Raw genomic sequence first — 26,145 nt, forward strand, 5'->3', positions numbered from 1 at the left:
GAGAGGCCCACCGTGAGTCTATTTGATAAAACGCATCTTGTCGCCCAGGCGGATGCGCTGCCTGGACGCAATACCCCGATGCCTGTGGCGACGCTCCACGCAGTTAACGGCCACTCGATGACCAACGTCCCGGCGGGGATGGAAGTCGCGCTGTTCGCCATGGGCTGCTTCTGGGGAGTTGAACGTCTGTTCTGGCAATTGCCGGGGGTTTACAGCACCGCCGCCGGCTACACTGGCGGCTATACGCCCAATCCGACCTATCGCGAAGTGTGCAGCGGCCAGACCGGTCACGCGGAAGCGGTTCGCGTGGTCTACGATCCGCATGTCATCAGCTATGAGCAGTTATTGCAGGTGTTCTGGGAAAATCACGACCCGGCGCAGGGAATGAGACAGGGTAACGACCACGGCACCCAGTACCGCTCGGCGATTTACCCGTTGACGCCGGAACAGACGGAAGCGGCAAAGGCCAGCCTCGCGCGCTTCCAGGCGGCGATGAACGACGCGCACGATACCCGGCACATCACCACCGAGATCGCCACCGCCAAACCGTTCTACTATGCCGAGGACGATCACCAGCAGTATCTGTATAAGAACCCGCACGGCTATTGCGGCATCGGCGGCATTGGCGTCTGCCTGCCACCTCAGGCGTAATTCTGATTTCCGCCTCAACAGCGAGGCGGTTAATGAACGCTCTGGCGGCTTTACATTCCCTTACGCTATACTATCCAGTGTGACAGCCGGTCCAGCGCCTTCGGACCGGTTTTTTATGTATTCCACATTTGAGTTATCAACTTCCCTTCCGAGGATCTGACCTCAACGGTCAGAAAAGATATGTTAAACAGTATTTTAGTAATACTCTGTCTGATAGCCGTCAGTGCCTTTTTTTCGATATCGGAAATCTCACTGGCCGCCTCACGTAAAATCAAACTGAAACTGCTGGCCGATGAAGGCAACGTCAACGCACAGCGGGTGCTGAAGATGCAGGAGAACCCGGGCACCTTCTTTACCGTTGTGCAGATTGGCCTTAACGCCGTCGCCATTCTGGGCGGTATCGTGGGCGACGCGGCCTTCTCCCCGGCGTTTTATAGCCTGCTCAGCGGGTATATGTCACCGGAGCTCTCCGAGCAGCTGAGCTTCATCATCTCTTTTACCCTGGTCACCAGCTTGTTCATCCTGTTTGCTGACCTGACTCCGAAACGCATCGGTATGATTGCGCCCGAAACCGTGGCCCTGCGCATCATCAACCCGATGCGCTTCTGCCTGTTAGTCTTCCGCCCGCTGGTGTGGTTGTTTAACGGCATGGCTAATATGATCTTCCGCATCTTCAAACTGCCGATGGTGCGGAAAGACGATATCACCTCCGACGATATCTATGCCGTGGTCGAGGCCGGCGCGCTGGCCGGGGTGCTGCGCAAGCAGGAGCATGAGCTGATTGAGAACGTGTTCGAGCTGGAGTCCCGCACCGTTCCTTCCTCCATGACCCCGCGTGAAAGCGTCATTTGGTTTGATTTGCATGAAGACGAGCAGAGCCTGAAGAATAAAGTGGCCGAGCATCCGCACTCGAAGTTCCTCGTCTGTAATGAAGATATCGACCATATTATCGGCTACGTCGATTCCAAAGATCTGCTGAACCGCGTGCTGGCGAACCAGAGCCTGGTGCTGACCGGCGGCGTGCAGATCCGCAACACGCTGATCGTCCCGGATACCCTGACCCTCTCCGAAGCGCTGGAAAGCTTCAAAACCGCCGGGGAAGACTTCGCGGTGATCATGAATGAATATGCGCTGGTGGTCGGGATCATCACCCTTAACGACGTGATGACGACTTTGATGGGCGATCTCGTCGGCCAGGGGCTGGAAGAGCAGATCGTCGCTCGCGATGAAAACTCGTGGCTGATCGATGGCGGTACGCCGATTGATGACGTGATGCGCGTGCTGGATATCGACGAGTTTCCGCAGTCCGGGAACTACGAGACCATCGGCGGCTTTATGATGTTTATGCTGCGTAAAATCCCCAAGCGCACCGACGCGGTGAAGTTCTCCGGCTATAAGTTCGAGGTCGTGGATATCGACAACTACCGTATCGACCAGCTGCTGGTGACCCGCATCGATAACAAGCCAACGGTGCTGGTGCCCAAGCAGTCGGAAGCGGCGGAAAGCCAGAACGCCTGAGCATCATCTTTTCTCTCTCTTAAGGGCGGATGATCATCCGCCCTTTTTATTGCCCGAATGTGAAGCGGCTCACGCCCCTCTGCCGATAGCAGATTATTACTGCTCCATAGCGAAACGTTCATGACTCCCCCGTGCGCAAAAAGGTAACGTTGCTCGCGTCTACACGATCATATTCCTGAATAAAGGAAGCGAGGGTTACCATGATAACGTCGAATAAAAATTACTTTATCAGCTGTCTGTTTTTCCTGTTTTTCTTTATAGGCTGGGGATGCTGCTACCCCTATTTATCACTGTGGTTAACGGAAACCATCGGTATTAACTACACGGACGTCGGTCTGGTTTATTCTTTCACCGCCATTGTGGCCGTCTGCGTTCAGCCATTATTCGGTTTTATATCGGATAAGCTGGTGTATCGTAAGAATTTGATGTGGATGCTGGCGATCATTATCACCTTATTCGCCCCATACTGGATCTATGTCTTCGCGCCTCTGTTAAAAATAAATGTGTTCCTCGGCGCACTGGCTGGCGGCCTCTATATTGGCATGGCCTACGGCGCAGGCTGCGGGATTTGCGAAGCCTACATCGATAAGGTCAGCCGCGCCTCCGGCTTCGAATTTGGTCGGGCGAGGATGTTCGGCGGCATCGGCGCCGCGATCGGCACCTTTGCGGCAGGAAAGCTCTACGGCATCGATCAGAACATGATTTTCTGGCTGGCCAGCGCGGCAGGTGTCTGCCTGCTGGTGATTGTCTGGAAAATGCAGATCAGCACCCATCAGCAGCAGGGGCTACTGTCTGGCAAAACGTCTCCGGTCACCCTCCGCGATGCCGCCTCGCTGCTGAAAATTAAAAAATTCTGGTTCTTCGCGCTCTATGTGATTGGCGTGGGCGCGGTCTATGAAACCTATGACCAGCAGTTCGCTATCTACTACAGCCACTTCTTTGAGAGTAAAGCCCGGGGCGCAGAAGTCTTCGGTTATTTAACGACAGGGCAGATTTTCCTTGATGCCGTCGTCATGTTCTTTGCGCCGTGGTTTGTGAATAAAATCGGCCCCAAAAATGCGCTGTTATACTGCGGGCTGATTATGAGCTTGCGCATTATCGGTTCCGCGTGGGCTATTGGCCCGATATCCATCAGCCTGATTAAACTTCTCCATGGATTCGAAAGCTCGGTGTTACTCGTCGCGGCGCTTAAATATATTACCGCTAACTTTAACCCCCTGCTTTCTGCGACGGTTTACTTAATTGGTTTTCAGTTTTCAAAAAGCTTTAGCTCTATTTTCCTCTCCACCGGCATCGGCCATATGTACCAGAGAATGGGCTTTACCAGCAGCTATATCGTGCTGGGAAGTATTGCCCTGTGCTTCACGCTCATTTCGTTTATCACGCTGGATAAAGCGCGCGTGTTCTCTTCACAACCTGTGCCCGCGAATTAATGTCAGGAGGTAGTCTGCATGTCTCAGTTATTTTATGGCGTGGCGTATTACGATGAATATATGCCGGAAGATCGGCTGGCCAAGGATATTGCCTTAATGCGCGAAACCGGCATTAACGTGGTGCGTATCGCCGAGTCCACATGGAGTACGCTGGAGCCGAAAGAGGGCCAGTACAATTTCTACCATATCGACCGGGTGCTGGCGGCGATGCATGAGGCCGGCATCGCGGTCATCGTCGGGACGCCGACCTACGCGGTCCCGGCCTGGCTGGCGGCGAAACATCCCGATATTCTGGTCACCACCGTCACAGGGCAGCAAAAGTATGGCCCACGGCAGATCATGGATATCGTCAACCCGACCTTTCGCCGCTATGCCGAAAAAATTATCCGCACGCTGATGGCGCATGTGCAGCACCATCCGGCAATTATCGGCTGGCAACTGGATAACGAAACCAAGCATTACGACAATATCGGCCGCTATATGCAGGAGGGCTTTGTGCGCAGCCTGCAGGAGAAATATCCTGACCTCCGGCAGCTGAATCACGATTTCGGTCTGGATTACTGGAGCAACCGCATTGACCGCTGGCAGGATTTTCCGCCGGTGGAAAATACCATCAACGCCAGCCTCGCCTGCGCCTTTTTCCGTTATCAGCGCCAGCAGGTCACCGAGTATCTGGCCTGGCAGGCGGAGATCGTGCGCGAGTACGCCCAGCCGCACCAGTTCGTCACCCACAACTTCGATTTTGAATGGCGCGGTTACTCTTACGGCGTGCAGCCGCGGGTCGACCATTTTGCGGCAGCGCAGGCACTGGATATCGCCGGTGTTGATATCTATCACCCGAGCCAGGCGCACCTGACCGGGCGGGAAATCGCCTTCGGCGGCGCCATCACCCGCTCGCTTAAGCCGGGCCAGAACTACTTCGTGCTGGAAACGCAGGCGCAGGGTTTCGCCCAGTGGACTCCCTTCCCGGGGCAGCTGCGCCTGCAGGCGTTCAGCCATATCGCCTCCGGCGCCGCCATGGTCTCCTACTGGCATTGGCATTCGATTCATAACGCCTTCGAAACCTACTGGAAGGGGCTGCTCAGCCACGACTTCTCGCGTAATCCGACCTGGCAGGAGGCCACCACTATCGGGGCTGACTTTGCCCGCCTGTCGCCGCAGCTGGCGGAGCTGAAGGCCGAAAACGACGTTGCGCTGCTGATAAGCAATGAGGCAATGGACGCCCTTAACCAGTTCCGCCCCGGCGACGCCGAGGGCAATATTTATAACGATATTTTCCGCCGCTTCCACGATGCGCTGTATGACCACAATATCAGCCTCGATATCATCCACGACGTCAACGAGGAGACTTCTCGCTACCGGGTGCTGATCGTTCCCGGCCTGTACGCTGCCGATGATGGCCTGCTGGCGCGTATCAACCACTATATCGCCGAGGGCGGCAGAGCGCTTATCGGCTTTAAATCGGGCTTTAGCGATGAAAACGTCAAAGTGCGCCGCAGCGCGCAGCCTGGGATCCTGCGGCAGAGCTGCGGCGTCAGCTACAGCCAGTTCACCCTGCCGGAAGGGACAACGGTAAGCTCATGCTGCGCGGATATTGATTGCCGCAACGACAATCAGGCGGAGCTGTGGATGGAGCTGCTGACGCCGGATACCGGGACCCGCACTCTGCTGCGCTATCAGCATCCGGCATGGGGCGAGTACGCGGCCGCCACCGAAGCGGATTATGGCCGGGGACGATCGATGTACGTTGGCTTCCTGCCGCAGAAGCGATTGATTAGCCAGCTGTTTGATGTACTCACTGCCGATCTCGCATTGCGCTCGCGCACTTCCGCCTATCGCTACCCATTAGTGGTCAAAAAGATGCGTAATCGCGCCGGGAAAACCATCCACTTCCTGTTCAATTACTCTGGCGAGACGCTCGATTTCGGTAGCGAAACGGCGGGGAACGACCTGCTGAGCGGGGAAACAGTGCGCAGCGGCCAGCCGTTGCGCCTCAGGGCATGGGAATTTACTATCATCGAAAGGTAATGACGCTGCGACGCTCAGGTGGGAGAGAGAATGGAACTTGATATCAATGAGCTACTCAATTTCTCGCCATTGATGAAAACCTTTACCTTCAATGCCTGGGTTGTCGCGGGCTTCACGCCGATAACCCGCGGCTCCAAACTGGACTACTACATTAATCGTCCGCAGGGGATGAAAGGTTACATCATCAATCTGACCCTGCGTGGCCAGGCGCGGGCGAAAGCGGGCGATGGCTTTCTTCTGTGTCGGGAAAACGATCTGCTGCTGTTTCCCCCCGGCGTGCCTCATCATTACGGCAGAGACGAACACAGCGAGTATTGGGACCATCTCTGGATCTACTTTATTCCCCGCCCCTACTGGATAGACTGGCTAAAATGGGACCAAACCACGCACGGCATCGGCAAAACGACCGTTGCTGACCCCGACCAGCTCCAGCACCTGCGCGATCTGTTCCATGAAGTGATACGCCACCACTCGGCCTCCGCGCCGCTGTCGGAAGCGCTGGCGATGAACGCCCTGGAAAGGTTGATCCTCCGCTGTTTTCAGCAACAGCCCATCAGCAACCGCCACGCCCACGATCCGCGAATTAACGCCGTCTGCGACTACCTTAACGCCCATATCGCGCAAGAGGTAAAAATCGAGACCCTGGCGGCGATGGTATTTATCTCTCCTTCACGTCTGGCGCACCTTTTCAAAAATGAGCTGGGGCAGACGGTTTACGCCTGGCGGGAAGCTCAGCGCATCAACCGCGCCAGGTGGCTCATTCAGAGCACCACACTCCCGCTTAACAAGATTGCCTTATCGGTGGGTTACAGCGATCCGGTCTATTTCACCCGCTTGTTTCGTAAACATAACGGCATTCCACCGGGGGAGTATCGCAAACGCTATGCGGAGATGAAGGGCTGAAAACATCAACGGCCCCCATCGGGAGCCGTCTTTTACCTACTACGTACTGCTACGTGTCAGGTTATGCCATCTCAGTTTGCAGACGCAACACCTGACGATTGACTTCGGACATCACTGACAGATGCAGCTTGTCCTTGACCTTCGGGATAAGGATTTTGCCCTTATCAAATTCAAATGCGCCAACGTCCTTGATGTACAACCGTCCACGAAACAGGATCTTCACGTACTTCGCCACTTGCAGCGGATTGTAGCGTTGGAAAATTTTCATTCTTCTCTCCTGCCAGGGTTACGCTCCTGTGGTGCCACAGTTAGCCCACGTATCGGGAGCGCAAATTTTAATGCCCTAAAACTATAGTCCAGAATCTCAGAGGGACCCAGTGTGTATAAGTTTATTTACCGTTTGATGACAATAATTCAGAATTTTCGTTTCGGACATACGATGAAGTAAGTATAAGTCGCCGTTTTTCGACTAATTTGTGCGTCAACACGCAAACTGGCATCCTCATTGCGGGTAATCGTCGCCAATCGCACTTATCATTAAACGAGACCAAGTGGTCGGATCACCTGCACAAAAATGATTAAGGATTCCGCATGACCCTACGTAGCATACTGGCCGCCTCGTTACTCCTCTTCCCGCTGCTGGCCTCAGCGCATAACTTTGTCGACGGCCAGCGCGTGGCGCCGGTCGGCGTCGCGGATCGGGGCGAACTTATTCTGGATAATGATAAGTTTAGCTATAAAAACTGGAATAGCTCGCAGCTGGTGGGAAAAGTGCGCGTCATCCAGCACATCGCTGGGCGTTCGTCAGCAAAAGAGAAAAATGCCAACCTGATCGAGGCGATTAAAGCGGCGAGCTTCCCACACGATCGCTATCAGACCACCACCATTGTCAATACCGACGATGCCATCCCGGGCACCGGCATGTTCGTGCGCAACAGTATCGAGAGTAATAAACAGCTCTTCCCGTGGTCGCAATTTATCGTCGACAGCAACGGGCTGGTGCGAAAAGCCTGGCAGCTGGACGAGAAGAGCTCCGCGATTGTGGTGCTGGATAAGAGCGGGCGCGTACAGTGGGCCAAAGACGGCGCGCTCACCCAGCAGGAGGTGCAGCAGGTGATCGACCTGCTGCGTAAGCTGCTTAATAAATAGAGACCCGGAAGCCGGGGTTGAGGAAGGATTCACGCGGCGTGTAGTCGAGGGTTTTCCCCTGCCAGTCGTGAACATGCGCCCCGGCGGCGACCGCGACCGCATGGCCGGCGGCGGTGTCCCAGGTGCTGGTCGGCCCGAAGCGCGGATAGAGCTGGGCCTGACCTTCCGCCACCAGGCAGAACTTCAGCGAGGAGCCGATAGAGGTGGTCTGGTGCTCGCCCAGCTGCTCAAGGTACTCCTGCAGCTCGGGATCGTTGCCATGGGAGCGGCTGATCACCACCAGCGGCGGACGGGCATCGCGGACCTGGATCTGCTTGCGCACGCCGCACTCTTCTTTCCAAGCTTTGCCTTTTTCCGCGCTGTACATCACCTTCATCACCGGCGCGTAGACCACGCCCAGCGTCGGCTTGCCGTTTTCAATCAGCGCGATATTGACGGTGAACTCGCCGTTACGCTTAATAAATTCTTTGGTGCCGTCCAGCGGGTCGACCAGCCAGTAGCGCTGCCAGTGCTGACGCACTTCCCAGGCCGGCGGGTCCTCTTCCGACAAAACAGGAATGGTGGCATCCAGCGCCTGCAGGCCGCTGACAATGACTTTATGCGCCGCGATATCCGCCGCCGTGACCGGAGAATCATCTTTCTTGCTGGCGACGTTGATCGGTTGGTTTCCATCGTAAACTTCCATGATGGCATCGCCCGCGTTCCGTGCAAGCTGACATACTTGTTCTAACATTCTCCACCTCGTCTGGTTACAGTGGCGTTAACTCGTTGTTTTATTTATATCGCATCACCGCAAGTTCCGCTATCTGTGATAACGATGGCGGTTTCGCTGCCCACTTTTCTGGCAAGATTCACATTTCTGTAAGCAACAGAATATAAATACATTTTCTTCTGTGCTATCGCTCATAAAAAAAGGACGCCTCTGATGATTAAGTTTAGCGCAACGCTCCTGGCCACGCTGATCGCCGCCAGCGTCAGTGCCGCAACGGTCGACCTGCGGATCATGGAAACCACCGATCTGCACAGCAATATGATGGACTTTGACTATTACAAAGATGCCGCCACGGAGAAATTCGGCCTGGTGCGTACCGCCACCCTGATCGAACAGGCGCGGGCAGAAGCGAAAAACAGCGTACTGGTGGATAACGGGGATGTGATCCAGGGGAGCCCGCTGGGCGACTACATGGCCGCTAAGGGGCTGAAAGAGGGCGATGTTCATCCAGTGTATAAGGCGATGAACACCCTGAATTATGCCGTCGGCAACCTGGGCAACCATGAATTCAACTACGGCCTCGACTTCCTGCACAAAGCGCTGGCGGGGGCGAAATTCCCCTACGTGAACGCCAATATCATCGATGCCAAAACCGGCAAACCGCTGTTCACCCCCTACCTGATCCAGGACACCCCGGTTCAGGACAGCGACGGTCAATCCCATACCCTGCGCATCGGCTATATCGGCTTTGTGCCGCCGCAGATCATGACCTGGGATAAAGCCAATCTTAGCGGCAAAGTGACGGTCAACGACATTACCGAAACCGCGCGCAAATATATCCCGGAGATGCGGGCGAAAGGCGCTGACGTGGTCGTGGTGGTCGCGCACTCCGGCCTCTCCGCCGACCCGTATCAGGCGATGGCCGAGAACTCGGTCTACTACTTAAGCCAGCTGCCCGGCGTTGACGCCATCATGTTCGGCCACGCCCATGCGGTGTTCCCCGGCAAAGACTTCGCCAACATTAAAGGCGCGGATATCGCCAGAGGGACGCTGAACGGCGTGCCGGCGGTAATGCCGGGAATGTGGGGCGATCACCTCGGGGTGGTCGATCTGGTGCTGAACAACGACAGCGGAAAATGGCAGGTGACTCAGAGTAAAGCGGAAGCGCGGCCAATCTACGACGCGGTGGCGAAGAAATCGCTGGCGGCGGAAGACGGCAAGCTGGTGGCGGTGCTGAAAGCCGATCACGACGCCACTCGCGAGTTCGTCAGTCAGCCGATCGGCAAGTCCGCCGACAACATGTACAGCTATCTGGCGCTGGTGCAGGACGACCCGACGGTGCAGGTGGTCAACATGGCGCAAAAAGCCTACGTCGAACACTACATTCAGGGCGACCCGGACCTGGCGAAACTGCCGGTGCTCTCCGCCGCCGCGCCGTTTAAAGTCGGCGGGCGTAAAAACGATCCGGCGAGCTTCGTGGAAGTGGAAAAAGGCCAGCTCACCTTCCGCAACGCCGCCGACCTCTATCTCTACCCCAACACCCTGGTGGTGATGAAGGTCAGCGGGAAGGAGGTCAAGGAGTGGCTGGAGTGCTCCGCCGGGCAGTTTAACCAGATAGACCCGGCCAGCAGCAAGCCGCAGTCGCTGATCAACTGGGACGGCTTCCGCACCTATAACTTCGACGTGATTGACGGGGTGAACTACCAGATCGACGTCAGCCAGCCGGCCCGCTACGACGGCGAGTGCCAGATGATCCATCCGCAGGCAGAGCGCATCAAGGGCCTGACCTTCAATGGCAAACCGGTCGATCCGCAGGCCACTTTCCTGGTCGCCACCAATAACTATCGCGCTTACGGCGGTAAATTCGCCGGCACCGGCGAAAGCCATATCGCCTTTGCCTCACCGGATGAAAACCGTTCGGTGCTGGCGGCGTGGATTGGCGCGCAATCGAAGAAGGATGGCGCGATCCATCCGGCGGCGGATAACAACTGGCGCCTGGCGCCGATCCACAGTAAGACGCCGCTGGATATTCGTTTTGAGACCTCGCCTGGCGACAAAGCCGCGGCGTTTATCAAAGAGAAAGCCCAGTATCCGATGCGCCAGGTGGCCGCCGATGATATCGGCTTCGCCATTTATCAGCTGGATTTGAGTCAGTAATGCCTGTTCCCCGGTGGCGCTGCGCTTACCGGGGCTACAGGGAGTGATACATTTTCACTCCCCGTGGCTCGCCAGCACCGCGGGCAGATTAACCTCGATCCAGTCCGCCAGGGCGGCCACCTTATCGCTCACCTGCAGACCGAGCGGCGTCAGGCTATATTCAACGTGCGGCGGCACCACCGGATAAGAGACGCGGTCGATAAAACCATCCTGCTCCAGGGCCTGCAGCGACTGCGCCAGCATCTTTTCGCTGACCCCGCCCATTTTGCGCCGCAGATCGCTGAAGCGATGGGTCCCCTCGCGCAGCGCCACCAGAATCAACACGCCCCAGCGGCTGGTGACATGTTTAAGCACATCGCGCGACGGGCACTGTTCCGCAAACAGATTGCCGTTGCGCAGTTTATCGCTCAGCGTCGGTTCGGCCATTTTCATACTTACCTTTTTGTACGTACTTACTAAAAGTTAGTTAAGGTGTTAGCTTACCACAACTGCCAATAAACACGAAGGAGAAGCCCCATGATCGCCCTTACCGGTGCCACCGGCCAGCTTGGCCACTACGTTCTGCAAGACCTGCTTAAAACCGTTCCTGCCAGTCAGATTGTGGCGATTGTCCGCAACCCGGCCAAAGCCCAGGCGCTCAGCCAGCAGGGCGTCGTCGTCCGCCAGGCCGACTATAGCGACGAAGCGGCATTGACCGCCGCGCTGCAGGGCGTGAATAAACTGCTGTTAATCTCCTCCAGCGAAGTCGGCCAGCGTGCCGTACAGCACCGCAACGTCATCAACGCCGCCAAAGCCGCTGGGGTGACATTCATCGCCTATACCAGCCTGCTGCACGCCGACACTTCGCCGCTGGGCCTGGCCGCAGAGCATATTGAAACCGAGCAGATGCTGGCCGACTCTGGCATCGCTTACGCCCTGCTGCGCAATGGCTGGTATACCGAAAACTATCTGGCCAGCGCGCCGCCGGCGCTGGAGCACGGCGTGTTTATCGGCGCCGCCGGCGAAGGTAAAATTGCCTCCGCTACCCGCGCGGATTATGCCGCCGCGGCCGCCCGCGTTATCGCCGGTGAAGGCCATGCAGGGAAAGTTTACGAACTGGCGGGCGATAACGCCTGGACGCTGAGCGACCTGGCTGCCGAGCTGAGCACGCACAGCGGGAAAAACGTGGTCTATCAGAACCTCAGCGAAGCCGACTTCGCCGCCGCGCTGAAAAGCGTCGGCCTGCCGGCGGGTCTGGCGGATATGCTGGCGGACTCCGACGTCGGCGCCTCGAAAGGCGGGCTGTTTGACGACAGCCACACCCTGAGTACATTGATCGGCCGTCCGACCACTTCCCTTGCCGAAAGCGTGAAAGGCATGCTGTAACCGCCCCTCTCAGCTTTTGCGGTTGCGTCCCGGCGGTTCCTCTCTCATATTGAAGAGATCAACCGTCGGGAGGCAGGCATGCAGGGCGTACCACCCCAATTTAGTGATGAAAAAGATCGTGCGCGCTTTCGCCATCTCGAACAGCTGCCCGGGGTGGAGCTTTACCACGCCCATATCTCCCGCTACGCCTTTGAACCTCATACTCACGAAGCCTTCGGCATCGGCGTGATTGAGCAAGGCGCCGAGCGCTTTCGCTACCGTGGCAGCCAGCATATCGCCGCCGCGAACGCCATTGTTACCATGAATCCCGACGAGCTGCACACCGGCGAAGCGGAAACCGCCGACGGCTGGCGCTACAGGATGATTTATCTGGAGCCGGACCGTCTGGAGGCCATCACCGGGGTGCGCGACTGGTGGTTCAGCGAGGTGGTCCGCGAGGATCCCCTGCGGTCCCGGCGGATTGGCCAGCTAATATATGGCCTGTGGCACAGCGACGATGCGCTGGCCCAGCAGGGAATGCTGCTCGACCTCATCGACACCTTCCGCCCTCTGGCCCACCATGCCTCGGCGCAGGGCGAGACAGGACATCGCTTCGACCGCGTGCGCGACTACCTGCACGATAACTATATGCGCCCCATCACCCTCGACGAGCTGGCTCAGGTGGCGGCGCTTAGCCCGTACCACTTTCAGCGCCAGTTTAAAGCCCACTATCATGTGACGCCCCATCAGATGTTGATGGCCATCCGCCTGTGGCGCGCCAAGGCGTTTCTCACCCACGGCATGCCCGCCGCCGAAGTGGCGATAGCCGTCGGCCTTACCGACCAGTCTCATCTGACCCGCGCCTTCACCCAGCGTTACGGCATTACGCCGGTACGCTATCAGAAGCAGGTCGCCAGGCGCTGATGCGCAATCTCATACAATATTCCCGCCCGCCCTCCTTCTACACTGCAGACAACCGTGATGACAATGGATGCAATGATGATTAGTGGTGTGTTGTACGCCCTGCTGGCGGGGCTGATGTGGGGATTAATCTTTGTCGGGCCTTTGCTGGTGCCCGAGTATCCGGCGATGCTCCAGTCGATGGGACGCTATCTGGCGCTGGGTCTGATCGCCCTGCCACTGGCATGGCTCGGGCGCGCGCGTTTGCGCCAGCTGAGCCGGAACGACTGGTGGACCGCGCTGGGTCTGACGATGATGGGAAATCTTATCTATTACGTCTGTCTGGCCAGCGCCATTCAGCGCACCGGGGCGCCGGTCTCCACCATGATTATCGGCACGCTGCCGGTGGTATTGCCGGTCTTCGCCAATCTGCTCTACAGCCAGCGCGACGGAAAGCTGCCGTGGCGGCGCCTGTTTCCGGCGCTGGTCTGCATCGCCGTCGGCCTGATCTGCGTTAACGTCGCGGAACTGCGCCAGGGGTTGCCTGATTTTAGTCCGTGGCGCTACGGCTCCGGCATTGCGCTGGCGCTGGGGTCGGTAGTCTGCTGGGCCTGGTATGCGCTGCGCAACGCCCGCTGGCTGCGGGAGAATCCGCATCAACCGCCGATGATGTGGGCTACCGCTCAGGCGCTGGTGACGCTTCCGGTTTCGCTGGCCGGTTATCTCGCCGCCTGCGCCTGGCTGCACGGTCAGCAGGCCGGGTTCCCCCTGCCCTTCGGCCCGCGCCCGGCGGTGTTCATTACGCTGATGCTGGCCATCGCGGTGCTCTGCTCATGGGTCGGTGCGCTGTGCTGGAATATTGCCAGTCAACGGTTGCCGACGGTGATCCTCGGGCCGCTTATCGTTTTCGAAACCCTGGCCGGGCTCCTGTATACCTTTCTGCTGCGACAAAGCTTACCGCCGCTGTTAACCCTGAGCGGGATCCTGCTGCTGGTGCTCGGCGTGGTCTCCGCCGTACGCGCCAGGCCGGACAAACCGACGTTGCAACCGCTGACGCACGAAAAAAAGTAGCCGGGCCCTCTTAAGGGGTATTCCCTCGCCATAAAGATGCATTTAAAATGCACCTTATATTCCTGATGACGAGGTAACTGCTATGGCTTTCCGTGACCAACCTTTAGGCGAGCTGGCGCTGACCATCCCCCGCGCCTCCGCCCTGTTCCGTCAATACGATATGGACTACTGCTGCGGCGGCAAACAGACGCTGGCGCGCGCCGCATCGCGTAAAGCGCTGGATGTCGCGGTGATCGAAGCCGAGCTGGCGAAACTGGCCGAGCAGCCCGTCACCCACGACTGGCGCGCGGCGCCTCTCGCGGAGATTATCGACCATATCATCGTTCGCTATCATGATCGGCACCGCGAACAGCTGCCGGAGCTGATCCTGCAGGCCACCAAGGTGGAACGGGTCCATGCCGATAAACCGAACGTGCCGAAAGGGCTGACGAAGTACCTGACCATGCTGCAGCAGGAGCTCTCCAGCCACATGATGAAAGAGGAGCAGATCCTGTTCCCGATGATCAAACAGGGGATGGGCGCCCAGGCCGGGGGCCCCATCAGCGTGATGGAAAGCGAGCATGACGAAGCGGGTGAACTGCTGGAGGTGATCAAACATATCACCCATAACGTGACGCCGCCGCCGGAAGCGTGCACCACCTGGAAAGCGATGTATAACGGTATCAACGAGATGATTGACGATCTGATGGAGCACATCAGCCTGGAAAATAACGTGCTGTTCCCGCGTGCCCTCGCAGGAGAATAACGAAAAAGGCGCCCACAGGCGCCCTCGACATTGTCCGTCTTATTTGGCCACTCCGGGTGGCCTTTTTTATGACGGTCCGTTGCAAGCAACGTTAAAATGTTCTTTTATTTCGCCAGACGTTTTTTGCCGGCAAACAGCCAGCCCGCACCCAGCAGAACGAACCACAGCGGGGTGACCATCAGCGCTTCACGGGTGTCATCTTCGAGGGTCAACAGCACCAGTACGAAGACGAAGAAGGCCATGCACACCCAGCACATTAATTTGCCCAGCGGCATCTTATATTTGGACTTCTCGTGCAGCTGCGGACGCTGTTTACGATAGACCAGATAAGAGCAAAGGATAATGGTCCAGACGAACATGAACAGGATCGCCGACACCGTGGTGATCATGGTGAACGCGGCGATCACGCTCGGGTTGACCATCAGCATCACCACACCGCCCAGCAGGCACATGCAGGAGAAGGTTAAGCCCTTCGCCGGCACCGCACGCTTCGACAGCTTGGCGAACATCTTCGGCGCCTGACCATCCTGCGCCAGACCGAACAGCATACGGCTGGTGGAGAAGACGCCGCTGTTGGCCGATGAGGCTGCGGAAGTCAGCACCACGAAGTTAATCAGGCTCGCCGCCGCCGGCAGACCAACCAGCACGAACAGCTCAACGAACGGGCTCTTGCTCGGCACCACGGAGCTCCACGGCGTCACCGACATAATCACAATCAGCGCGAAGACGTAGAACATAATGATACGCAGCGGGATGGAGTTAATCGCTCGCGGCAGGGATTTTTCCGGGTCTTTGGTTTCAGCCGCGGTGGTACCGACCAGCTCAATCCCCACGAAGGCGAATACCGCAATCTGGAAGCCGGCGAAGAAGCCGCTCAGCCCTTTCGGGAACCAGCCGCCGTCATTCCACAGATGCGCGAAAGAGGCTTCGACGCCGGTCGGCGATTTGAAATGCATCATGACCATCACCAGGCCGACCACGATCAGCGCCACGATGGCGACGATTTTGATCATCGCGAACCAGAACTCCATTTCGCCAAACATTTTAACGGTGGCGAGGTTCAGGCCCAGCAGCAGCAGGATCACCGCCAGCGACGCGACCCAGTCGGAGAGTCCGGGAAACCAGAACTGCGCGTAGGCGGTGATCGCCACCACGTCCGCCATCCCCGTCACCACCCAGCAGAACCAATAGGTCCAGCCGGTAAAGTAGCCCGCCCAGGGGCCCAGCAGATCGGCCGCGAAGTCGCTGAAGGATTTATATTCGAGGTTCGACAGCAGTAATTCGCCCATGGCTCGCATAACGAAAAACAGCATAAAACCGATAATCATATAAACAAAAATAATGGATGGCCCGGCAAGGCTGATGGTTTTGCCAGAACCCATAAATAATCCAGTGCCGATCGCCCCGCCAATTGCAATCAGCTGAATATGTCGGTTTGTGAGATTTCGCCGTAGCGATTGTTCAGTCGGCTCCTGCTCGACAGCAGCGACTTTAACCTGATCTACCATGTGATTTCTTCCTGTTGTACCTGTCTGTGTTGTTCAGGCTCTGATGGCCTGTCGTCTGTCATTAACCCCAGCAAGGGCTAGTCGATATTAGGTAAGAATCGGAGGGATGAATACTATGATTTAGATATAATGTTAATTTTATGTTTAAAGTGAGTGTTATATCACTCATCTAACGCGAAATAGCTCACAAAAATACACCCATACGCGATGAATGCAAAACATAATTCCAATTAATTTTTAACTTAAGGATTTTACGCTATTTTTGTGGCTTCCCCCGCCGCTGGGGAAGAGGAAGCCTCTGCTGTTTAGATAATATCCAGCAGTTCAACTTCGAAGATCAGAGTGCTGAACGGAGGGATCGACGCGCCAGCGCCGCGCTCGCCGTAGGCGAGGTTGTGCGGGATGGTCAGTTCCCATTTGGAACCTACCGGCATCAGGGTCAGCGCTTCAATCCAGCCGCCGATTACGCCGGTCACCGGGAACTCTGCCGGTTCGCCGCGGGCGACGGAGCTGTCGAAGACGGTGCCGTCGATCAGTTTACCGGTGTAGTGCACGCGTACGCGGTCGGTACGGGCCGGGATCGGGCCTTCGCCCTGGGTCAGCACGCGGAACTGCAGACCGGACTCGGTGCTGTTCACCCCCTCTTTCTCGCGGTTTTCATCAAGGTATTTCTGGCCGTCAGCGGCCATCGCCTGGAAACGCTCGCGACGCACGGCGTCGGCGCGCTCGTGGATTTCACGCAGCGCACGGTGGACGGCTTCTACCGGCACCTGCGGCTGGTTACCTTCCAGCGCATCGGCGATACCCGCCACCAACGCTTCCGGCAGCAGCCCCTGCAGGCCGGATTCGCTCAGCTGTTGTCCAACCTGCAAGCCGATACCGTAACTTGCCTGCGCTTCGATAGTGTCAAAAGTTGGGGTTGCCATCTTTGTTCCTTTTTTGGGTGATAAACATCAAGAGAAAAGCGTCCGGAAGCATAACAGCCATAGCGAAATGGGTAAAACTTTGTCGGCGGATGATGACAAATCTCAGCGAAAAAGAAACAATAGGCGGCATCAGGTTAACTTCACTTTGTTCCGGTCATCAGGACGTTAGCCATCTATACTCATAGGCAGGATAAAAATATGCGGAGCAGGAGGAAAGCCATGCCCGGGCGCTTTGAACTGACATCTACCCTGGCGAAAATCTGGCACGCCCCGGATCATTTTCGCCTCCTGGACCCACTGCCCCCGATGCACCGCCGGGGAATTATCGCTGGCTTCCTGTTGGTGATTATCGGCATTCTGCTTCCCTCAGACGATAGCCAAAACCCGGCGTCCACCAGCCGTGAAGCAAACCTGAATCTGCAGTCGCAGTCCCAACCGCAAGCTGGCGGCAATCAGGCCGTTCCGCTGCCGCCGATCACCAATACGCCTACCGTGAGCGATGCCGACCAGATGGCGCCGGTCGCCCCGGAGCCGATTCAGGATGAGCAGCCGGATCAGGCGCAGACGCAGCAGCCCGCCGCCTCCCAGCCCTATCAATCCTCATCGCAGCAGTCCGCGCCGGGTATTGAACAGCAATGGCGGACCTATCGCATCGAGTCAGGCAAAACCCTGGCCCAGCTGTTCCGCGATCATGGGCTGCCGGCCACCGACGTTTACGCCATGGCGCAGGTTGAAGGCGCAGGTAAACCATTAAGCACGTTGCAGAGCGGACAGACGGTGCAGATTCGGCAGAACGCCAACGGCGTGGTCACCGGGCTCACTATTGATACCGGCAACGGACAGCAGGTGCTGTTTACCCGCCAGTCGAACGGCAGCTTTGTGCGTGCGCGCTAGCAGCGAAGACGACAGCGAGCGTTACGCCGCCGCAAAATGAAGGGCGCTAAAAAGCAAAACGCCGGCACAAGGCCGGCGATTTGTTGTTACCAGAACGTCAGAGGCCGATTACTCAGCAACCACGTTGATGATAACTTTAGCGAATACTTCGCTGTGAACCTGGAAGTCCACTTCGTGCTCGCCAACGTTACGCAGAACGCCGTTCGGCAGGCGAACTTCGCTCTTAGCAACTTTAACGCCTGCTGCAGTGACAGCGTCAGCGATGTCGCGAGTACCGATGGAACCGAACAGTTTACCTTCGTCGCCAGCTTTAGACGCGATGGTTACGGATTCCAGGGCGTTGATCTGCGCAGCACGAGCTTCAGCAGCTGCCAGAACGTCAGCCAGTTTGGCTTCCAGTTCAGCGCGACGTGCTTCGAAGAATTCAACGTTTTTCTTGGTAGCAGGAACAGCTTTACCCTGCGGGACCAGGAAGTTACGAGCATAGCCCGCTTTAACGTTAACCTGATCACCCAGGCTACCCAGGTTTGCTACTTTATCAAGCAGAATAACTTGCATTACCTTATCCTCTCAAAGTCGTATTAATGGACCGTGACCGATTACTGATGACGATCAGTGTACGGCAGCAGGGACAGGTAGCGAGCGCGTTTGATAGCGCGAGCCAGCTGACGCTGGTATTTTGCACGGGTACCGGTGATACGGCTCGGGACAATCTTACCGCTTTCGGTGATGTAGTTTTTCAGCGTAGCGATATCTTTATAGTCGATCTCTTGAACGCCTTCCGCGGTGAAACGGCAGAACTTGCGACGACGGAAATAACGTGCCATATGGCTAGTCTCCAGAATCTATCAATTCAATCTGCTCGGCATGCAGAACCATTTTGCTCAAGCCGTTCTTTGCCTTATGGCAAGAGATGAACCCTCGAACGGTTACTGCGCTACCGACCGTTATACTGTGAGTAATGGCCTGGTTCTCGTGACCGCTAATAATAACGGGCATCTGACACCATGCCTGCCGGTGAAAACCGGCTTCCTCCTGCACTGAACGATGCTCAAGCACGAACTGGCAGTGAGGAATTCCTGACGGGCTGACCTTACGAAGTGGAGTCCTGCAAATAATGCCGGACAGCTCCAGACGGTTGGTCATCAGGATTACTCTTCAGAATCCCCAGCTTCAGAATCATCTGCGGTTTCGTTGGCGAAATCTTCGCGACGCTCACGGCGCTCGTCTTTCGCTTTAACCATCGGAGATGCTTCGGTAACAGCGTGCTTAGTACGCATTACCATGCTGCGGATAACGGCGTCGTTGAAGCGGAAGTTAGTTTCCAGCTCATCGATCGCTTCCTGCGGCGCTTCAACGTTCAGCAGAACGTAGTGAGCTTTGTGCAGTTTGTTGATCGGATAAGCCAGCTGACGGCGGCCCCAGTCTTCCAGACGGTGGATCGTACCTGCTGCTGCAGTGATTGCACCAGTGTAACGTTCGATCATGCCCGGAACCTGTTCGCTCTGGTCAGGATGGACCATAAAAACGATTTCGTAATGACGCATCGAATTGCTCCTTACGGATTATTCAGCCTCCTGTCTGGGTCAGCCGCGGCCCATGGAGGCAAGGAACGTGTTAAAGGGCGGCTGAAAAATTGACGCGTCATTCTAATGGCGGCCCCCCAGGAACACAAGCGCATTTGCACAAATAATTCGCACTAAGCGCCAAGTGGCGCTAAGTGGGTGATTTAAAATTAACCAGCAAAGGAAGCGGCATTTTTTTGAACAACTGCATCAGAAAAGGTCGCGATACGCCGTTCAATCAGCGATTACACTTAAATCAGAAACCCAATGACCACAGGAGAGCCCCGAGTCAGCGTCAGGACTGTCAGTCAGGAGCGTAGTATATGAAACTGAAAATCATCGCCATGATGGCTGCGCTTTTCTTCAGCGCCAACGCGTTGGCAGCTATCCAAATCACCGAACGACAGGCCCGCAACATGGACGATGTGCAGAGCCTCGGCGTTATCTATATCAATCACAATATGGCCACTGAGCACGAGGCCGAACAGGCCCTTAGCCAGTTGAGCGATGCGCAGGGGGCGAAATATTTTCAGCCCATCCTGATGCACGAACCAGAAACCAACGGCCCGCTTCGCGCCAGCGCGGTGATTTACCGCTAATGTCGGGCCCATTCTTCGCCTCTCCTCGCGAGGGGCGAAGCAAGGCCAGCGGCTAAACGCAATTGAGAATAATTTTATAAATCAACTTATCAGCGTCATCGCAACCTGATTTAATCAGCCACTCGCCATTTGATATTCAGGAGTGATTGATGGTTCCGCGTTTCGCCACCTTAGGCCGCATCCCCAAAGGCGTTTGGGTACTCGGCGGCGTCAGCCTGCTGATGGATGTGTCGTCCGAGATGATCCACAGTCTCTTACCGCTGTTTATGGCCACCACCCTCGGCGCCAGCGTGATTATCATCGGTCTTATCGAGGGGCTGGCGGAAGCCACCGCCCTGATCCTGAAAATCTTCTCCGGCGCGATCAGCGACTACGTCGGTAAGCGCAAAGGGCTGGCGCTGCTGGGCTACGGCCTGGGCGCGCTCAGCAAGCCGCTGTTTGCCATCGCCCCGACCGCCGGCGTGGTGTTTAGCGCCCGCATGATCGACCGCGTAGGCAAAGGCATTCGCGGCGCGCCGCGCGACGCGCTGGTCGCCGACGTCACCCCACCGGAGATCCGCGGCGCCGCCTACGGGCTACGTCAGGCGCTGGATACCGTTGGCGCCTTTCTCGGCCCGCTGCTGGCGGTACTGCTGATGTTTATCTGGGCCAACGATTTTCACGCTATATTCTGGGTGGCGGTTATTCCCGCTGTGCTCTCCATTCTCCTGCTGGGTTTTGGCCTGCAGGAGCCAAAATCCGCCATCGACCATAAACGCAGTAATCCGCTGAAGCGCGAAAATCTGCAAAAGCTCTCCGCCGCCTACTGGTGGGTGGTCGCCATCGGCAGCATCTTCACCCTCGCCCGCTTCAGCGAAGCCTTTCTGGTGCTGCGCGCCCAGCAGATGGAGATCCCGCTGTTTACCATTCCGCTGGTCATGGTGGCGATGAACCTGGTCTACAGCGTTACGGCCTACCCGTTCGGCAAGCTCTCTGACAGCATGAGCCACAGCAAACTGCTGCAGTGGGGACTACTGGTGCTGATCCTCGCCGATATCGTGCTGGCCCTCAGCGCCCACTGGAGCACGCTGCTGGTCGGGGTCGCGCTGTGGGGAATTCATATGGGGATGACCCAGGGGCTGCTGGCGGCGATGGTCGCCCATACGGCGCCGCCGGCGCTACGCGGCACGGCGTTCGGTATGTTCAACCTGATGAGCGGCCTGGCGCTGTTGCTGGCCAGTACCGGCGCAGGCGTGCTGTGGGAAACCTTCGGCGCCGCTTCGACGTTTTACGCTGGCGCGATAATTTGCGTGGTCACGCTCATCGGCATGCGCGCTATGCCGTCGGCTTATCGTCAGGGCTAAAAACGGCTCCGGGGCCAGACCAGTTGCTTCACCGTGACGGTGAAAGCCCCGGAGCGCGTCGTTTACTTCCGCCCGTAGTAGGCGTTCGGCCCGTGTTTACGCAGAAAATGTTTTTCCATCAGCCAGCTGTCAATCGGCTGCAGCCGCGGATTAATGCCGCGGGCAATCCACGCCATGCGCGCCACCTCTTCCATCACCACCGCATTGTGCACCGCCTCGTGGGCGTCTTTCCCCCAGGAGAACGGCCCGTGCTGATAGACGACGATCCCCGGCGTATGCAACGGGTTTGCCTCGCCCAGCGTTTCGATAATCACCTCCCCGATGTTCAGCTCGTAGCCCTCATCCACCTCCTGCGCGCTAAGCGCCCGGGTGCAAGGGATATCACCGAAAAAGTAGTCCGCATGGGTGGTGCCGAGCGCCGGGATCGCCAGCCCCGCCTGCGCCCAGGCGGTAGCGTGCGTCGAATGGGTATGCACCACCCCGCCAAGGCCGGGATAACGGCGATAGAGCGCCAGATGGGTAGCGGTATCAGAGGAGGGGCGTCAGCGTAATCCGCGTTTAAAGATGCTGCTGAAAAAAGGCGACCGTCGTGGCCAGCGCCTCCGGGGTGATGCGATGGCGGACGCCTTTCTGCCAGACGCAGGTCAGCCTGGCGGCAAGATCGCTCTGCCTGAGCGCCTGCTCAAGCCGGAAGGTCTCTGCCGGCGGCACCACGTCGTCGGCATCGCCATGCCAGAGCAGCAGCGGCCGCCGGGCGAGCGACGCCAGCTGATGACTGACATCCCACTCGCTGAGGCTGTCGCCATCAAAGCCAGGCGAGGGAAACAGGGTTTGCGACAGCGAACGAAAATAACCCGACCCCATCAGGCAGGCGACGCTGTTCAGCTCGGGATGATGCGTCATGATACCCAGGGCCGTCATTCCCCCCATCGACGCCCCCGCCACCGCCAGTCGCTCTCCTTCCAGCCAGCCTTCGGCGATAATCGCCTCGCGCAGCGCGGGAAACTCTCTGAAATTCTGCTGCAGGATCGGCCAGAAGCGCTGCATCCGCCCGGTCTCATCACCGTGATAGCGCGCGCCATGCTCCGGCGCGTCCGGCATAATCACCCGGAAACCCGCCTGGGCCAGCGCCACTGCAAAGTAGCTGTAAACCAGTTTTGACGAGGTAAAGCCATGATAAAAGACGATACAGGGCAGTGGCTTATCCAGACTCTCCTGCGGGCAGGCATGCAAAATTTCGCCACCGCCGAGGTTGCGCATTTCGAGTGCAATCATTTATCGTCTCCCTTCTCTATGGTGGTTAGGCGGCATGGGAAAATGCATTCACCAGGCAACCCCGTTTGCTACGATTCATAATGTTGAGAACCCGGTTACGCTTTCACAACATTTTCATTCGAAAATCGCGTCAGAGATAACAGTTCGGGAACATTCCCCGGAAATCCTGTTAAGGCTACCACTACACTATCACTATCAGGAAACGAGATATGGCTATGCGCAGGTTTTGTCCGTGGTTACTGGCTATCGTCCTCAGCGGGTGTAGCGCTCTGCAGGGAACGCCAGAAGCCCCGCCGCCCGCCACCGACCATCCGCAGGAGATCCAGCGCAACCAGACGGCTGGCCTGCAGAAAATGGCCACGGTGAGCGTACTGATGTACGGTTCGCCGATGGATGTCGAAGCGGCGCTGAAGGCCAAAGCAGAAGCGGCCAAAGCCGATTACTACGTCATCATCATGATCGATGACACCATGGTACCCGGCCAGTGGTATTCGCAGGCGATCCTCTATCGTCGATGACGAGGCGGCGTCTTTAAATCTGCTTTACACAGCTTTGCGTCCATTCACGTTCTCCTGTGCATAATAACGTTCGGCCAGCCACCTGGCAGGACGTTAGCAACGGACTGCCCTTGGGACTACGTGAAATGGAGCTGACGATGAAACGATCTTTTACCCTATCCAGCCTGCTGTTAACCACTGCGACGGCCAACACCTCCGCGCAGTCAGCCGAATTCGCCAGCGCGGATTGCGTCACCGGCCTGAATGAAATCGGTCTGATCTCCGTCGCTAATCTTTCCGGCAGCCAACAGGATGTGGAGCACGCCATTGCCCGCAAAGCGGACGAGCAAGGCGCCTCCTGGTATCGCATTATTCAGATGTACGAGGAACAACAGCCGGACAGCTGGCGCGTGCAGGCCATTCTCTACGCCTGAGGCGCCTGGCGCCCCCGCCCCATGGCCCGCAGCAGCAGGTCGTCGAGGGTCGGCGCGTCAAGGCGTATGCCGCCGCGCGTGTCGAGCATCATCCGGCACCAGGCTTCGGCCAGCGGCGGCGAAGCGAAACGCAGCATCTGCGCCCCCGCCCCCAGACGATAGACCAGCCGGGCAATCTCTCTGCCCTGCTCTTCGGCGGGTCGTTTCAGCAATTGCTGCAGCTGACGCCATGCGCGGTCGAGATGGCGGTTCTGTCCTTTCACCTCCGCACACTCCGCGGCCAGCAGCTCCATCGCCATCGGCTGCTTGCTCAGCACCCGCATCACATCGAGGCACATAATATTGCCGGAGCCTTCCCAGATGCTGTTGACGGGCATCTCGCGATACAACCGCGGCAGCTCACTCTCCTCGCAATAGCCGATCCCTCCCAGGACTTCCATCGCCTCAGCGACGAACGGGATGCCGGCCTTGCAGATGGCAAACTTGGCCGCAGGCGTAAACAGACGCGCCCAGGCGCTTTCCCGGGCATCATCCCGACGGTCCCAGGCCCGCGCCAGACGAAACAGGAACGCGGTTTGTCCTTCAAGACGGAGCGCCATTTGCCCCAGCAGCTGGCGCATCATCGGTTGATCGACCAGATTTTTACCGAACGCCTGGCGCTGTAGCGCATGATACAGCGCCACCGAGAAGGCCCGGCGCATCAGGGCATGGCTACCCAGCGCGCAGTCAAAGCGGGTCAGGCCGCCCATCCTGAGGATCTGCCGCACGCCGTCGCCCTCTTCGCCCACCAGCCAGCCGCAGGCGTCATAAAACTCCACTTCGCTACTGGCGTTGGAGCGGTTGCCGAGCTTTTCTTTTAAGCGCTCCAGCCGCACGCCGTTGCGCTGTCCGTCGGGCAGCAGGCGCGGCACAAAGAAGCACGACAAGCCCGCAGGCGCCTGGGCCAGCACCAGGTGGGCATCGCTCTGCGGCACCGAGAAGAACCATTTGTGTCCCACCAGCCGGTAAAACCCTTCCGCCGTTTTCTCCGCGCGGGTGGTATTGCTCAGCACATCGGAGCCCCCTTGCTTCTCGGTCATCCCCATGCCAATCAGCAGGCCGCGCTTCTGGCCGCCTGGCGCGAGGTGGGGATCGTAACGGTCGCTCAGCAGCGGCGACAGCCAGTCGCCAAAAGGCGCGGGCAGGGCGTGCTGCAGCAGAGGCGTCGCGGCGAAGGTCATGGTAATCGGGCACAGCGTTCCGGCCTCTACCTGGGCGTGGAGCAGAAAGCGAGCGGCGCGCGCGACAAACGCGCCTTCACGGGCATCCTCCTGCCAGGCGAGATTATGCACCCGGTTCGCGCACAGCCCCTGCATCAGCAGGTGCCAGGCGGGGTGGAAGCGAACGTCGTCCAGTCGGGCGCCGGTGGCGTCATAGCGCAGCAGCTCCGGCGGGTTGCTGTTGGCCAGGCGTCCCAGCTCCAGCGATTCTGCGGTCCCCAGCTGCTGGCCAATGCTGGCGAGCAGATCGCCATCCCAGCCGGCGCCTTCACGGACCACCGCTTCACGCAGGGCGGTATCAGACAGGAACAGATTGCTGTTATTCAGCGGGGTCGGTTGATTAAAAACGGTGTGCGTTTGCCAGTGCATCGTGTCTCCCTCCATCAATGGCGATAACCATAAGTATGGTTATCCGGGGAGATACTCGCCCGCGAGAGCGGTCACAAAAAAGCCATCCCGGAGGATGGCTTTTCAGTTCCGTCAGCGGATCAGCTTAGCTGCGCTGGCGTACCGCCTCAAACAGGCAGATGCCAGTGGCCACCGAGACGTTCAGCGAGGAGACGCTACCCGCCATCGGGATGCTGATCAGCTCATCACAGTGCTCGCGGGTCAGGCGGCGCATACCTTCGCCTTCCGCGCCCATCACCAGCGCCATCGGCCCGGTCATTTTACTCTGGAACAGCGTATGGTCGGCTTCACCTGCGGTTCCGACGATCCAGACGTTCTCCTCCTGCAGCAGGCGCATGGTGCGCGCCAGGTTGGTGACGCGGATCAGCGGGACGTTCTCCGCCGCGCCGCAGGCCACTTTCTTCGCCGTCGCATTCAGCTGCGCGGAACGATCTTTCGGCACAATCACCGCGTGCACGCCGGCAGCATCGGCGCTGCGCAGGCAGGCGCCGAGGTTATGCGGATCGGTCACGCCGTCAAGGATCAACAGGAACGGCTGATCGAGCTGCGCCAGTAGATCCGGCAGATCGTTCTCCTGATACTGACGCCCCGGCTTCACGCGGGCAATGATCCCCTGGTGTACCGCGCCTTCGCTCTTCTCATCGAGGAACTGGCGGTTGGCCAGCTGAATCACCACGCCCTGCGCTTCCAGCGCGTGGATCAGCGGCAGCAGACGCTTATCCTCACGGCCTTTCAGAATATAAACTTCCTGAAAACGCTCAGGTGCGCGCTCCAGCAGTGCCTGCACCGCATGGATGCCGTAAATCATTTCACTCATTGATGTACT

Annotated in this window: 28 protein-coding genes and 1 pseudogene; 16 read left to right on the forward strand and 13 right to left on the reverse strand. The window is 57.9% G+C overall.

Going from position 1 to position 26,145, the window contains the following annotated elements:
* Nucleotides 1-12 precede the first annotated feature (12 nt).
* The 5 genes from msrA to araC all read left to right on the forward strand — a co-directional run bounded on the left by msrA (nucleotide 13) and on the right by araC (nucleotide 6,533).
* A complete protein-coding gene (gene msrA / locus ABLU95_RS24285) occupies nucleotides 13-651 on the forward strand; it encodes a peptide-methionine (S)-S-oxide reductase MsrA (protein ID WP_264274310.1) in 639 nt (212 codons plus the stop codon).
* A 180-nt stretch (nucleotides 652-831) separates the two neighbouring features.
* Entirely contained in the window at nucleotides 832-2,169 is a 1,338-nt protein-coding gene (locus tag ABLU95_RS24290) for a hemolysin family protein (RefSeq protein ID WP_023291742.1), read from the forward strand.
* Nucleotides 2,170-2,369: 200 nt separating this feature from the next.
* The gene (locus tag ABLU95_RS24295; RefSeq protein ID WP_032454642.1) at nucleotides 2,370-3,602 is read left to right on the forward strand and encodes an oligosaccharide MFS transporter; all 1,233 of its coding nucleotides are present in this window, start codon (nucleotides 2,370-2,372) and stop codon (nucleotides 3,600-3,602) included.
* An 18-nt stretch (nucleotides 3,603-3,620) separates the two neighbouring features.
* Entirely contained in the window at nucleotides 3,621-5,630 is a 2,010-nt protein-coding gene (locus ABLU95_RS24300) for a beta-galactosidase (RefSeq protein ID WP_348880451.1), read from the forward strand.
* Between the two features lie 30 nt (nucleotides 5,631-5,660).
* A complete protein-coding gene (gene araC / locus ABLU95_RS24305; protein WP_023291739.1) occupies nucleotides 5,661-6,533 on the forward strand; it encodes an arabinose operon transcriptional regulator AraC in 873 nt (290 codons plus the stop codon).
* A 61-nt stretch (nucleotides 6,534-6,594) separates the two neighbouring features.
* Here araC and ABLU95_RS24310 read toward each other — a convergent pair whose 3' ends face one another.
* Nucleotides 6,595-6,801, reverse strand: coding sequence for a DUF1107 domain-containing protein (locus ABLU95_RS24310; RefSeq protein WP_002886707.1), 207 nt, complete (start codon nucleotides 6,799-6,801; stop codon nucleotides 6,595-6,597).
* A gap of 323 nt (nucleotides 6,802-7,124) precedes the next feature.
* Between ABLU95_RS24310 and ABLU95_RS24315 the strand changes: the two genes are divergently transcribed.
* A complete protein-coding gene (locus ABLU95_RS24315; protein ID WP_023291738.1) occupies nucleotides 7,125-7,682 on the forward strand; it encodes a YtfJ family protein in 558 nt (185 codons plus the stop codon).
* On the opposite strand, the gene cysQ is transcribed toward ABLU95_RS24315, so the two are convergent.
* Nucleotides 7,672-8,415: a 3'(2'),5'-bisphosphate nucleotidase CysQ gene (gene cysQ, locus ABLU95_RS24320; protein ID WP_023291737.1), complete on the reverse strand. Its 744-nt coding sequence runs from the start codon at nucleotides 8,413-8,415 to the stop codon at nucleotides 7,672-7,674. The two genes, ABLU95_RS24315 and cysQ, sit on opposite strands and share 11 nt — an antisense overlap.
* A gap of 192 nt (nucleotides 8,416-8,607) precedes the next feature.
* Between cysQ and cpdB the strand changes: the two genes are divergently transcribed.
* Nucleotides 8,608-10,551 (forward strand): 2',3'-cyclic-nucleotide 2'-phosphodiesterase, encoded by a 1,944-nt coding sequence (cpdB, locus tag ABLU95_RS24325; RefSeq protein ID WP_101995541.1) that lies wholly within the window; start codon nucleotides 8,608-8,610, stop codon nucleotides 10,549-10,551.
* A 54-nt stretch (nucleotides 10,552-10,605) separates the two neighbouring features.
* On the opposite strand, the gene ABLU95_RS24330 is transcribed toward cpdB, so the two are convergent.
* Nucleotides 10,606-10,977, reverse strand: a complete 372-nt coding sequence (locus ABLU95_RS24330; RefSeq protein ID WP_032429258.1) for a helix-turn-helix domain-containing protein — start codon at nucleotides 10,975-10,977, stop codon at nucleotides 10,606-10,608.
* 90 nt (nucleotides 10,978-11,067) lie between these two features.
* On the opposite strand from ABLU95_RS24330, the gene ABLU95_RS24335 reads away from it, so the two are divergent.
* From ABLU95_RS24335 to ytfE, 4 genes are all read left to right on the forward strand, one after another.
* Entirely contained in the window at nucleotides 11,068-11,916 is an 849-nt protein-coding gene (locus ABLU95_RS24335; RefSeq protein WP_023291734.1) for an SDR family oxidoreductase, read from the forward strand.
* 78 nt (nucleotides 11,917-11,994) lie between these two features.
* Nucleotides 11,995-12,819, forward strand: a complete 825-nt coding sequence (locus ABLU95_RS24340) for an AraC family transcriptional regulator (protein ID WP_023291733.1) — start codon at nucleotides 11,995-11,997, stop codon at nucleotides 12,817-12,819.
* A gap of 75 nt (nucleotides 12,820-12,894) precedes the next feature.
* Complete coding sequence (locus ABLU95_RS24345; protein WP_044525189.1) at nucleotides 12,895-13,866, forward strand: DMT family transporter; 972 nt, start codon at nucleotides 12,895-12,897, stop codon at nucleotides 13,864-13,866.
* Between the two features lie 82 nt (nucleotides 13,867-13,948).
* Complete coding sequence (ytfE, locus tag ABLU95_RS24350) at nucleotides 13,949-14,611, forward strand: iron-sulfur cluster repair protein YtfE (protein WP_032454637.1); 663 nt, start codon at nucleotides 13,949-13,951, stop codon at nucleotides 14,609-14,611.
* A 104-nt stretch (nucleotides 14,612-14,715) separates the two neighbouring features.
* Here the strand turns inward: ytfE and cycA are convergent, their stop codons facing one another.
* Both cycA and fklB read right to left on the reverse strand, forming a co-directional pair.
* Nucleotides 14,716-16,119, reverse strand: a complete 1,404-nt coding sequence (cycA, locus tag ABLU95_RS24355) for a D-serine/D-alanine/glycine transporter (RefSeq protein WP_080901605.1) — start codon at nucleotides 16,117-16,119, stop codon at nucleotides 14,716-14,718.
* 305 nt (nucleotides 16,120-16,424) lie between these two features.
* Nucleotides 16,425-17,045, reverse strand: coding sequence for an FKBP-type peptidyl-prolyl cis-trans isomerase (gene fklB, locus ABLU95_RS24360; protein WP_002886687.1), 621 nt, complete (start codon nucleotides 17,043-17,045; stop codon nucleotides 16,425-16,427).
* 219 nt (nucleotides 17,046-17,264) lie between these two features.
* On the opposite strand from fklB, the gene ABLU95_RS24365 reads away from it, so the two are divergent.
* Nucleotides 17,265-17,939: a LysM-like peptidoglycan-binding domain-containing protein gene (locus tag ABLU95_RS24365; RefSeq protein WP_023291729.1), complete on the forward strand. Its 675-nt coding sequence runs from the start codon at nucleotides 17,265-17,267 to the stop codon at nucleotides 17,937-17,939.
* A 108-nt stretch (nucleotides 17,940-18,047) separates the two neighbouring features.
* Here ABLU95_RS24365 and rplI read toward each other — a convergent pair whose 3' ends face one another.
* From rplI to rpsF, 4 genes are read right to left on the reverse strand one after another with little or no spacing between them, the layout of a single operon-like run.
* Complete coding sequence (rplI, locus tag ABLU95_RS24370) at nucleotides 18,048-18,497, reverse strand: 50S ribosomal protein L9 (RefSeq protein ID WP_004206464.1); 450 nt, start codon at nucleotides 18,495-18,497, stop codon at nucleotides 18,048-18,050.
* 41 nt (nucleotides 18,498-18,538) lie between these two features.
* Nucleotides 18,539-18,766 carry a 30S ribosomal protein S18 gene (gene rpsR, locus ABLU95_RS24375; protein ID WP_000135199.1) on the reverse strand — a complete coding sequence of 76 codons (228 nt, stop codon included), beginning with the start codon at nucleotides 18,764-18,766 and terminating at the stop codon, nucleotides 18,539-18,541.
* Nucleotides 18,767-18,770: 4 nt separating this feature from the next.
* Complete coding sequence (gene priB / locus ABLU95_RS24380) at nucleotides 18,771-19,085, reverse strand: primosomal replication protein N (RefSeq protein WP_002885722.1); 315 nt, start codon at nucleotides 19,083-19,085, stop codon at nucleotides 18,771-18,773.
* Nucleotides 19,086-19,090: 5 nt separating this feature from the next.
* Nucleotides 19,091-19,486, reverse strand: coding sequence for a 30S ribosomal protein S6 (rpsF, locus tag ABLU95_RS24385; RefSeq protein ID WP_008807174.1), 396 nt, complete (start codon nucleotides 19,484-19,486; stop codon nucleotides 19,091-19,093).
* Between the two features lie 341 nt (nucleotides 19,487-19,827).
* Here rpsF and ABLU95_RS24390 point away from each other — a divergent pair, with 341 nt between their 5' ends.
* Together ABLU95_RS24390 and ABLU95_RS24395 are read left to right on the forward strand one after the other, a co-directional pair.
* The gene (locus ABLU95_RS24390; protein ID WP_004206463.1) at nucleotides 19,828-20,103 is read left to right on the forward strand and encodes a DUF1471 domain-containing protein; all 276 of its coding nucleotides are present in this window, start codon (nucleotides 19,828-19,830) and stop codon (nucleotides 20,101-20,103) included.
* A gap of 149 nt (nucleotides 20,104-20,252) precedes the next feature.
* Complete coding sequence (locus ABLU95_RS24395; protein ID WP_348880452.1) at nucleotides 20,253-21,446, forward strand: MFS transporter; 1,194 nt, start codon at nucleotides 20,253-20,255, stop codon at nucleotides 21,444-21,446.
* 62 nt (nucleotides 21,447-21,508) lie between these two features.
* Here the strand turns inward: ABLU95_RS24395 and ABLU95_RS24400 are convergent.
* Both ABLU95_RS24400 and yjfP read right to left on the reverse strand, forming a co-directional pair.
* Nucleotides 21,509-21,988, reverse strand: a pseudogene (locus ABLU95_RS24400) (class II aldolase/adducin family protein); the annotation flags it as partial.
* 16 nt (nucleotides 21,989-22,004) lie between these two features.
* Nucleotides 22,005-22,721 (reverse strand): esterase, encoded by a 717-nt coding sequence (gene yjfP, locus ABLU95_RS24405; RefSeq protein WP_023291719.1) that lies wholly within the window; start codon nucleotides 22,719-22,721, stop codon nucleotides 22,005-22,007.
* A gap of 209 nt (nucleotides 22,722-22,930) precedes the next feature.
* Between yjfP and bsmA the strand changes: the two genes are divergently transcribed.
* On the forward strand, nucleotides 22,931-23,239 hold the full coding sequence (bsmA, locus tag ABLU95_RS24410; protein WP_262962760.1) for a biofilm peroxide resistance protein BsmA: 309 nt from the start codon (nucleotides 22,931-22,933) through the stop codon (nucleotides 23,237-23,239).
* A 137-nt stretch (nucleotides 23,240-23,376) separates the two neighbouring features.
* Nucleotides 23,377-23,652: a DUF1471 family protease activator YjfN gene (gene yjfN, locus ABLU95_RS24415; RefSeq protein ID WP_004206450.1), complete on the forward strand. Its 276-nt coding sequence runs from the start codon at nucleotides 23,377-23,379 to the stop codon at nucleotides 23,650-23,652.
* Here the strand turns inward: yjfN and ABLU95_RS24420 are convergent.
* A complete protein-coding gene (locus ABLU95_RS24420) occupies nucleotides 23,643-25,280 on the reverse strand; it encodes an isovaleryl-CoA dehydrogenase (RefSeq protein ID WP_262962759.1) in 1,638 nt (545 codons plus the stop codon). The genes yjfN and ABLU95_RS24420 overlap by 10 nt on opposite strands.
* 124 nt (nucleotides 25,281-25,404) lie before the next feature.
* A complete protein-coding gene (rlmB, locus tag ABLU95_RS24425; RefSeq protein ID WP_002885669.1) occupies nucleotides 25,405-26,136 on the reverse strand; it encodes a 23S rRNA (guanosine(2251)-2'-O)-methyltransferase RlmB in 732 nt (243 codons plus the stop codon).
* Nucleotides 26,137-26,145 lie beyond the last annotated feature (9 nt).

The organism is Klebsiella sp. GG_Kp146 (assembly GCF_040061975.1).
Classification (GTDB): domain Bacteria; phylum Pseudomonadota; class Gammaproteobacteria; order Enterobacterales; family Enterobacteriaceae; genus Klebsiella; species Klebsiella quasipneumoniae.

Bases quoted from the DNA above. Each gene is read 5' to 3' on its own strand.
- ABLU95_RS24390 (WP_004206463.1), top strand. From the start codon at position 19,828: ATGAAACTGAAAATCATCGCCATGATGGCTGCGCTTTTCTTCAGCGCC.
- ABLU95_RS24335 (WP_023291734.1), top strand. From the start codon at position 11,068: ATGATCGCCCTTACCGGTGCCACCGGCCAGCTTGGCCACTACGTTCTG.
- priB (WP_002885722.1), bottom strand. From the start codon at position 19,085: ATGACCAACCGTCTGGAGCTGTCCGGCATTATTTGCAGGACTCCACTT.
- yjfN (WP_004206450.1), top strand. From the start codon at position 23,377: ATGAAACGATCTTTTACCCTATCCAGCCTGCTGTTAACCACTGCGACG.
- ABLU95_RS24310 (WP_002886707.1), bottom strand. From the start codon at position 6,801: ATGAAAATTTTCCAACGCTACAATCCGCTGCAAGTGGCGAAGTACGTG.
- rplI (WP_004206464.1), bottom strand. From the start codon at position 18,497: ATGCAAGTTATTCTGCTTGATAAAGTAGCAAACCTGGGTAGCCTGGGT.
- ABLU95_RS24290 (WP_023291742.1), top strand. From the start codon at position 832: ATGTTAAACAGTATTTTAGTAATACTCTGTCTGATAGCCGTCAGTGCC.
- ABLU95_RS24330 (WP_032429258.1), bottom strand. From the start codon at position 10,977: ATGGCCGAACCGACGCTGAGCGATAAACTGCGCAACGGCAATCTGTTT.
- ABLU95_RS24295 (WP_032454642.1), top strand. From the start codon at position 2,370: ATGATAACGTCGAATAAAAATTACTTTATCAGCTGTCTGTTTTTCCTG.
- fklB (WP_002886687.1), bottom strand. From the start codon at position 17,045: ATGGCAACCCCAACTTTTGACACTATCGAAGCGCAGGCAAGTTACGGT.
- rlmB (WP_002885669.1), bottom strand. From the start codon at position 26,136: ATGAGTGAAATGATTTACGGCATCCATGCGGTGCAGGCACTGCTGGAG.
- ABLU95_RS24395 (WP_348880452.1), top strand. From the start codon at position 20,253: ATGGTTCCGCGTTTCGCCACCTTAGGCCGCATCCCCAAAGGCGTTTGG.
- ABLU95_RS24340 (WP_023291733.1), top strand. From the start codon at position 11,995: ATGCAGGGCGTACCACCCCAATTTAGTGATGAAAAAGATCGTGCGCGC.
- cycA (WP_080901605.1), bottom strand. From the start codon at position 16,119: ATGGTAGATCAGGTTAAAGTCGCTGCTGTCGAGCAGGAGCCGACTGAA.
- ABLU95_RS24365 (WP_023291729.1), top strand. From the start codon at position 17,265: ATGCCCGGGCGCTTTGAACTGACATCTACCCTGGCGAAAATCTGGCAC.
- ABLU95_RS24420 (WP_262962759.1), bottom strand. From the start codon at position 25,280: ATGCACTGGCAAACGCACACCGTTTTTAATCAACCGACCCCGCTGAAT.
- ytfE (WP_032454637.1), top strand. From the start codon at position 13,949: ATGGCTTTCCGTGACCAACCTTTAGGCGAGCTGGCGCTGACCATCCCC.
- rpsF (WP_008807174.1), bottom strand. From the start codon at position 19,486: ATGCGTCATTACGAAATCGTTTTTATGGTCCATCCTGACCAGAGCGAA.
- ABLU95_RS24345 (WP_044525189.1), top strand. From the start codon at position 12,895: ATGATTAGTGGTGTGTTGTACGCCCTGCTGGCGGGGCTGATGTGGGGA.
- cpdB (WP_101995541.1), top strand. From the start codon at position 8,608: ATGATTAAGTTTAGCGCAACGCTCCTGGCCACGCTGATCGCCGCCAGC.
- ABLU95_RS24300 (WP_348880451.1), top strand. From the start codon at position 3,621: ATGTCTCAGTTATTTTATGGCGTGGCGTATTACGATGAATATATGCCG.
- araC (WP_023291739.1), top strand. From the start codon at position 5,661: ATGGAACTTGATATCAATGAGCTACTCAATTTCTCGCCATTGATGAAA.
- yjfP (WP_023291719.1), bottom strand. From the start codon at position 22,721: ATGATTGCACTCGAAATGCGCAACCTCGGCGGTGGCGAAATTTTGCAT.
- cysQ (WP_023291737.1), bottom strand. From the start codon at position 8,415: ATGTTAGAACAAGTATGTCAGCTTGCACGGAACGCGGGCGATGCCATC.
- rpsR (WP_000135199.1), bottom strand. From the start codon at position 18,766: ATGGCACGTTATTTCCGTCGTCGCAAGTTCTGCCGTTTCACCGCGGAA.
- bsmA (WP_262962760.1), top strand. From the start codon at position 22,931: ATGGCTATGCGCAGGTTTTGTCCGTGGTTACTGGCTATCGTCCTCAGC.
- ABLU95_RS24315 (WP_023291738.1), top strand. From the start codon at position 7,125: ATGACCCTACGTAGCATACTGGCCGCCTCGTTACTCCTCTTCCCGCTG.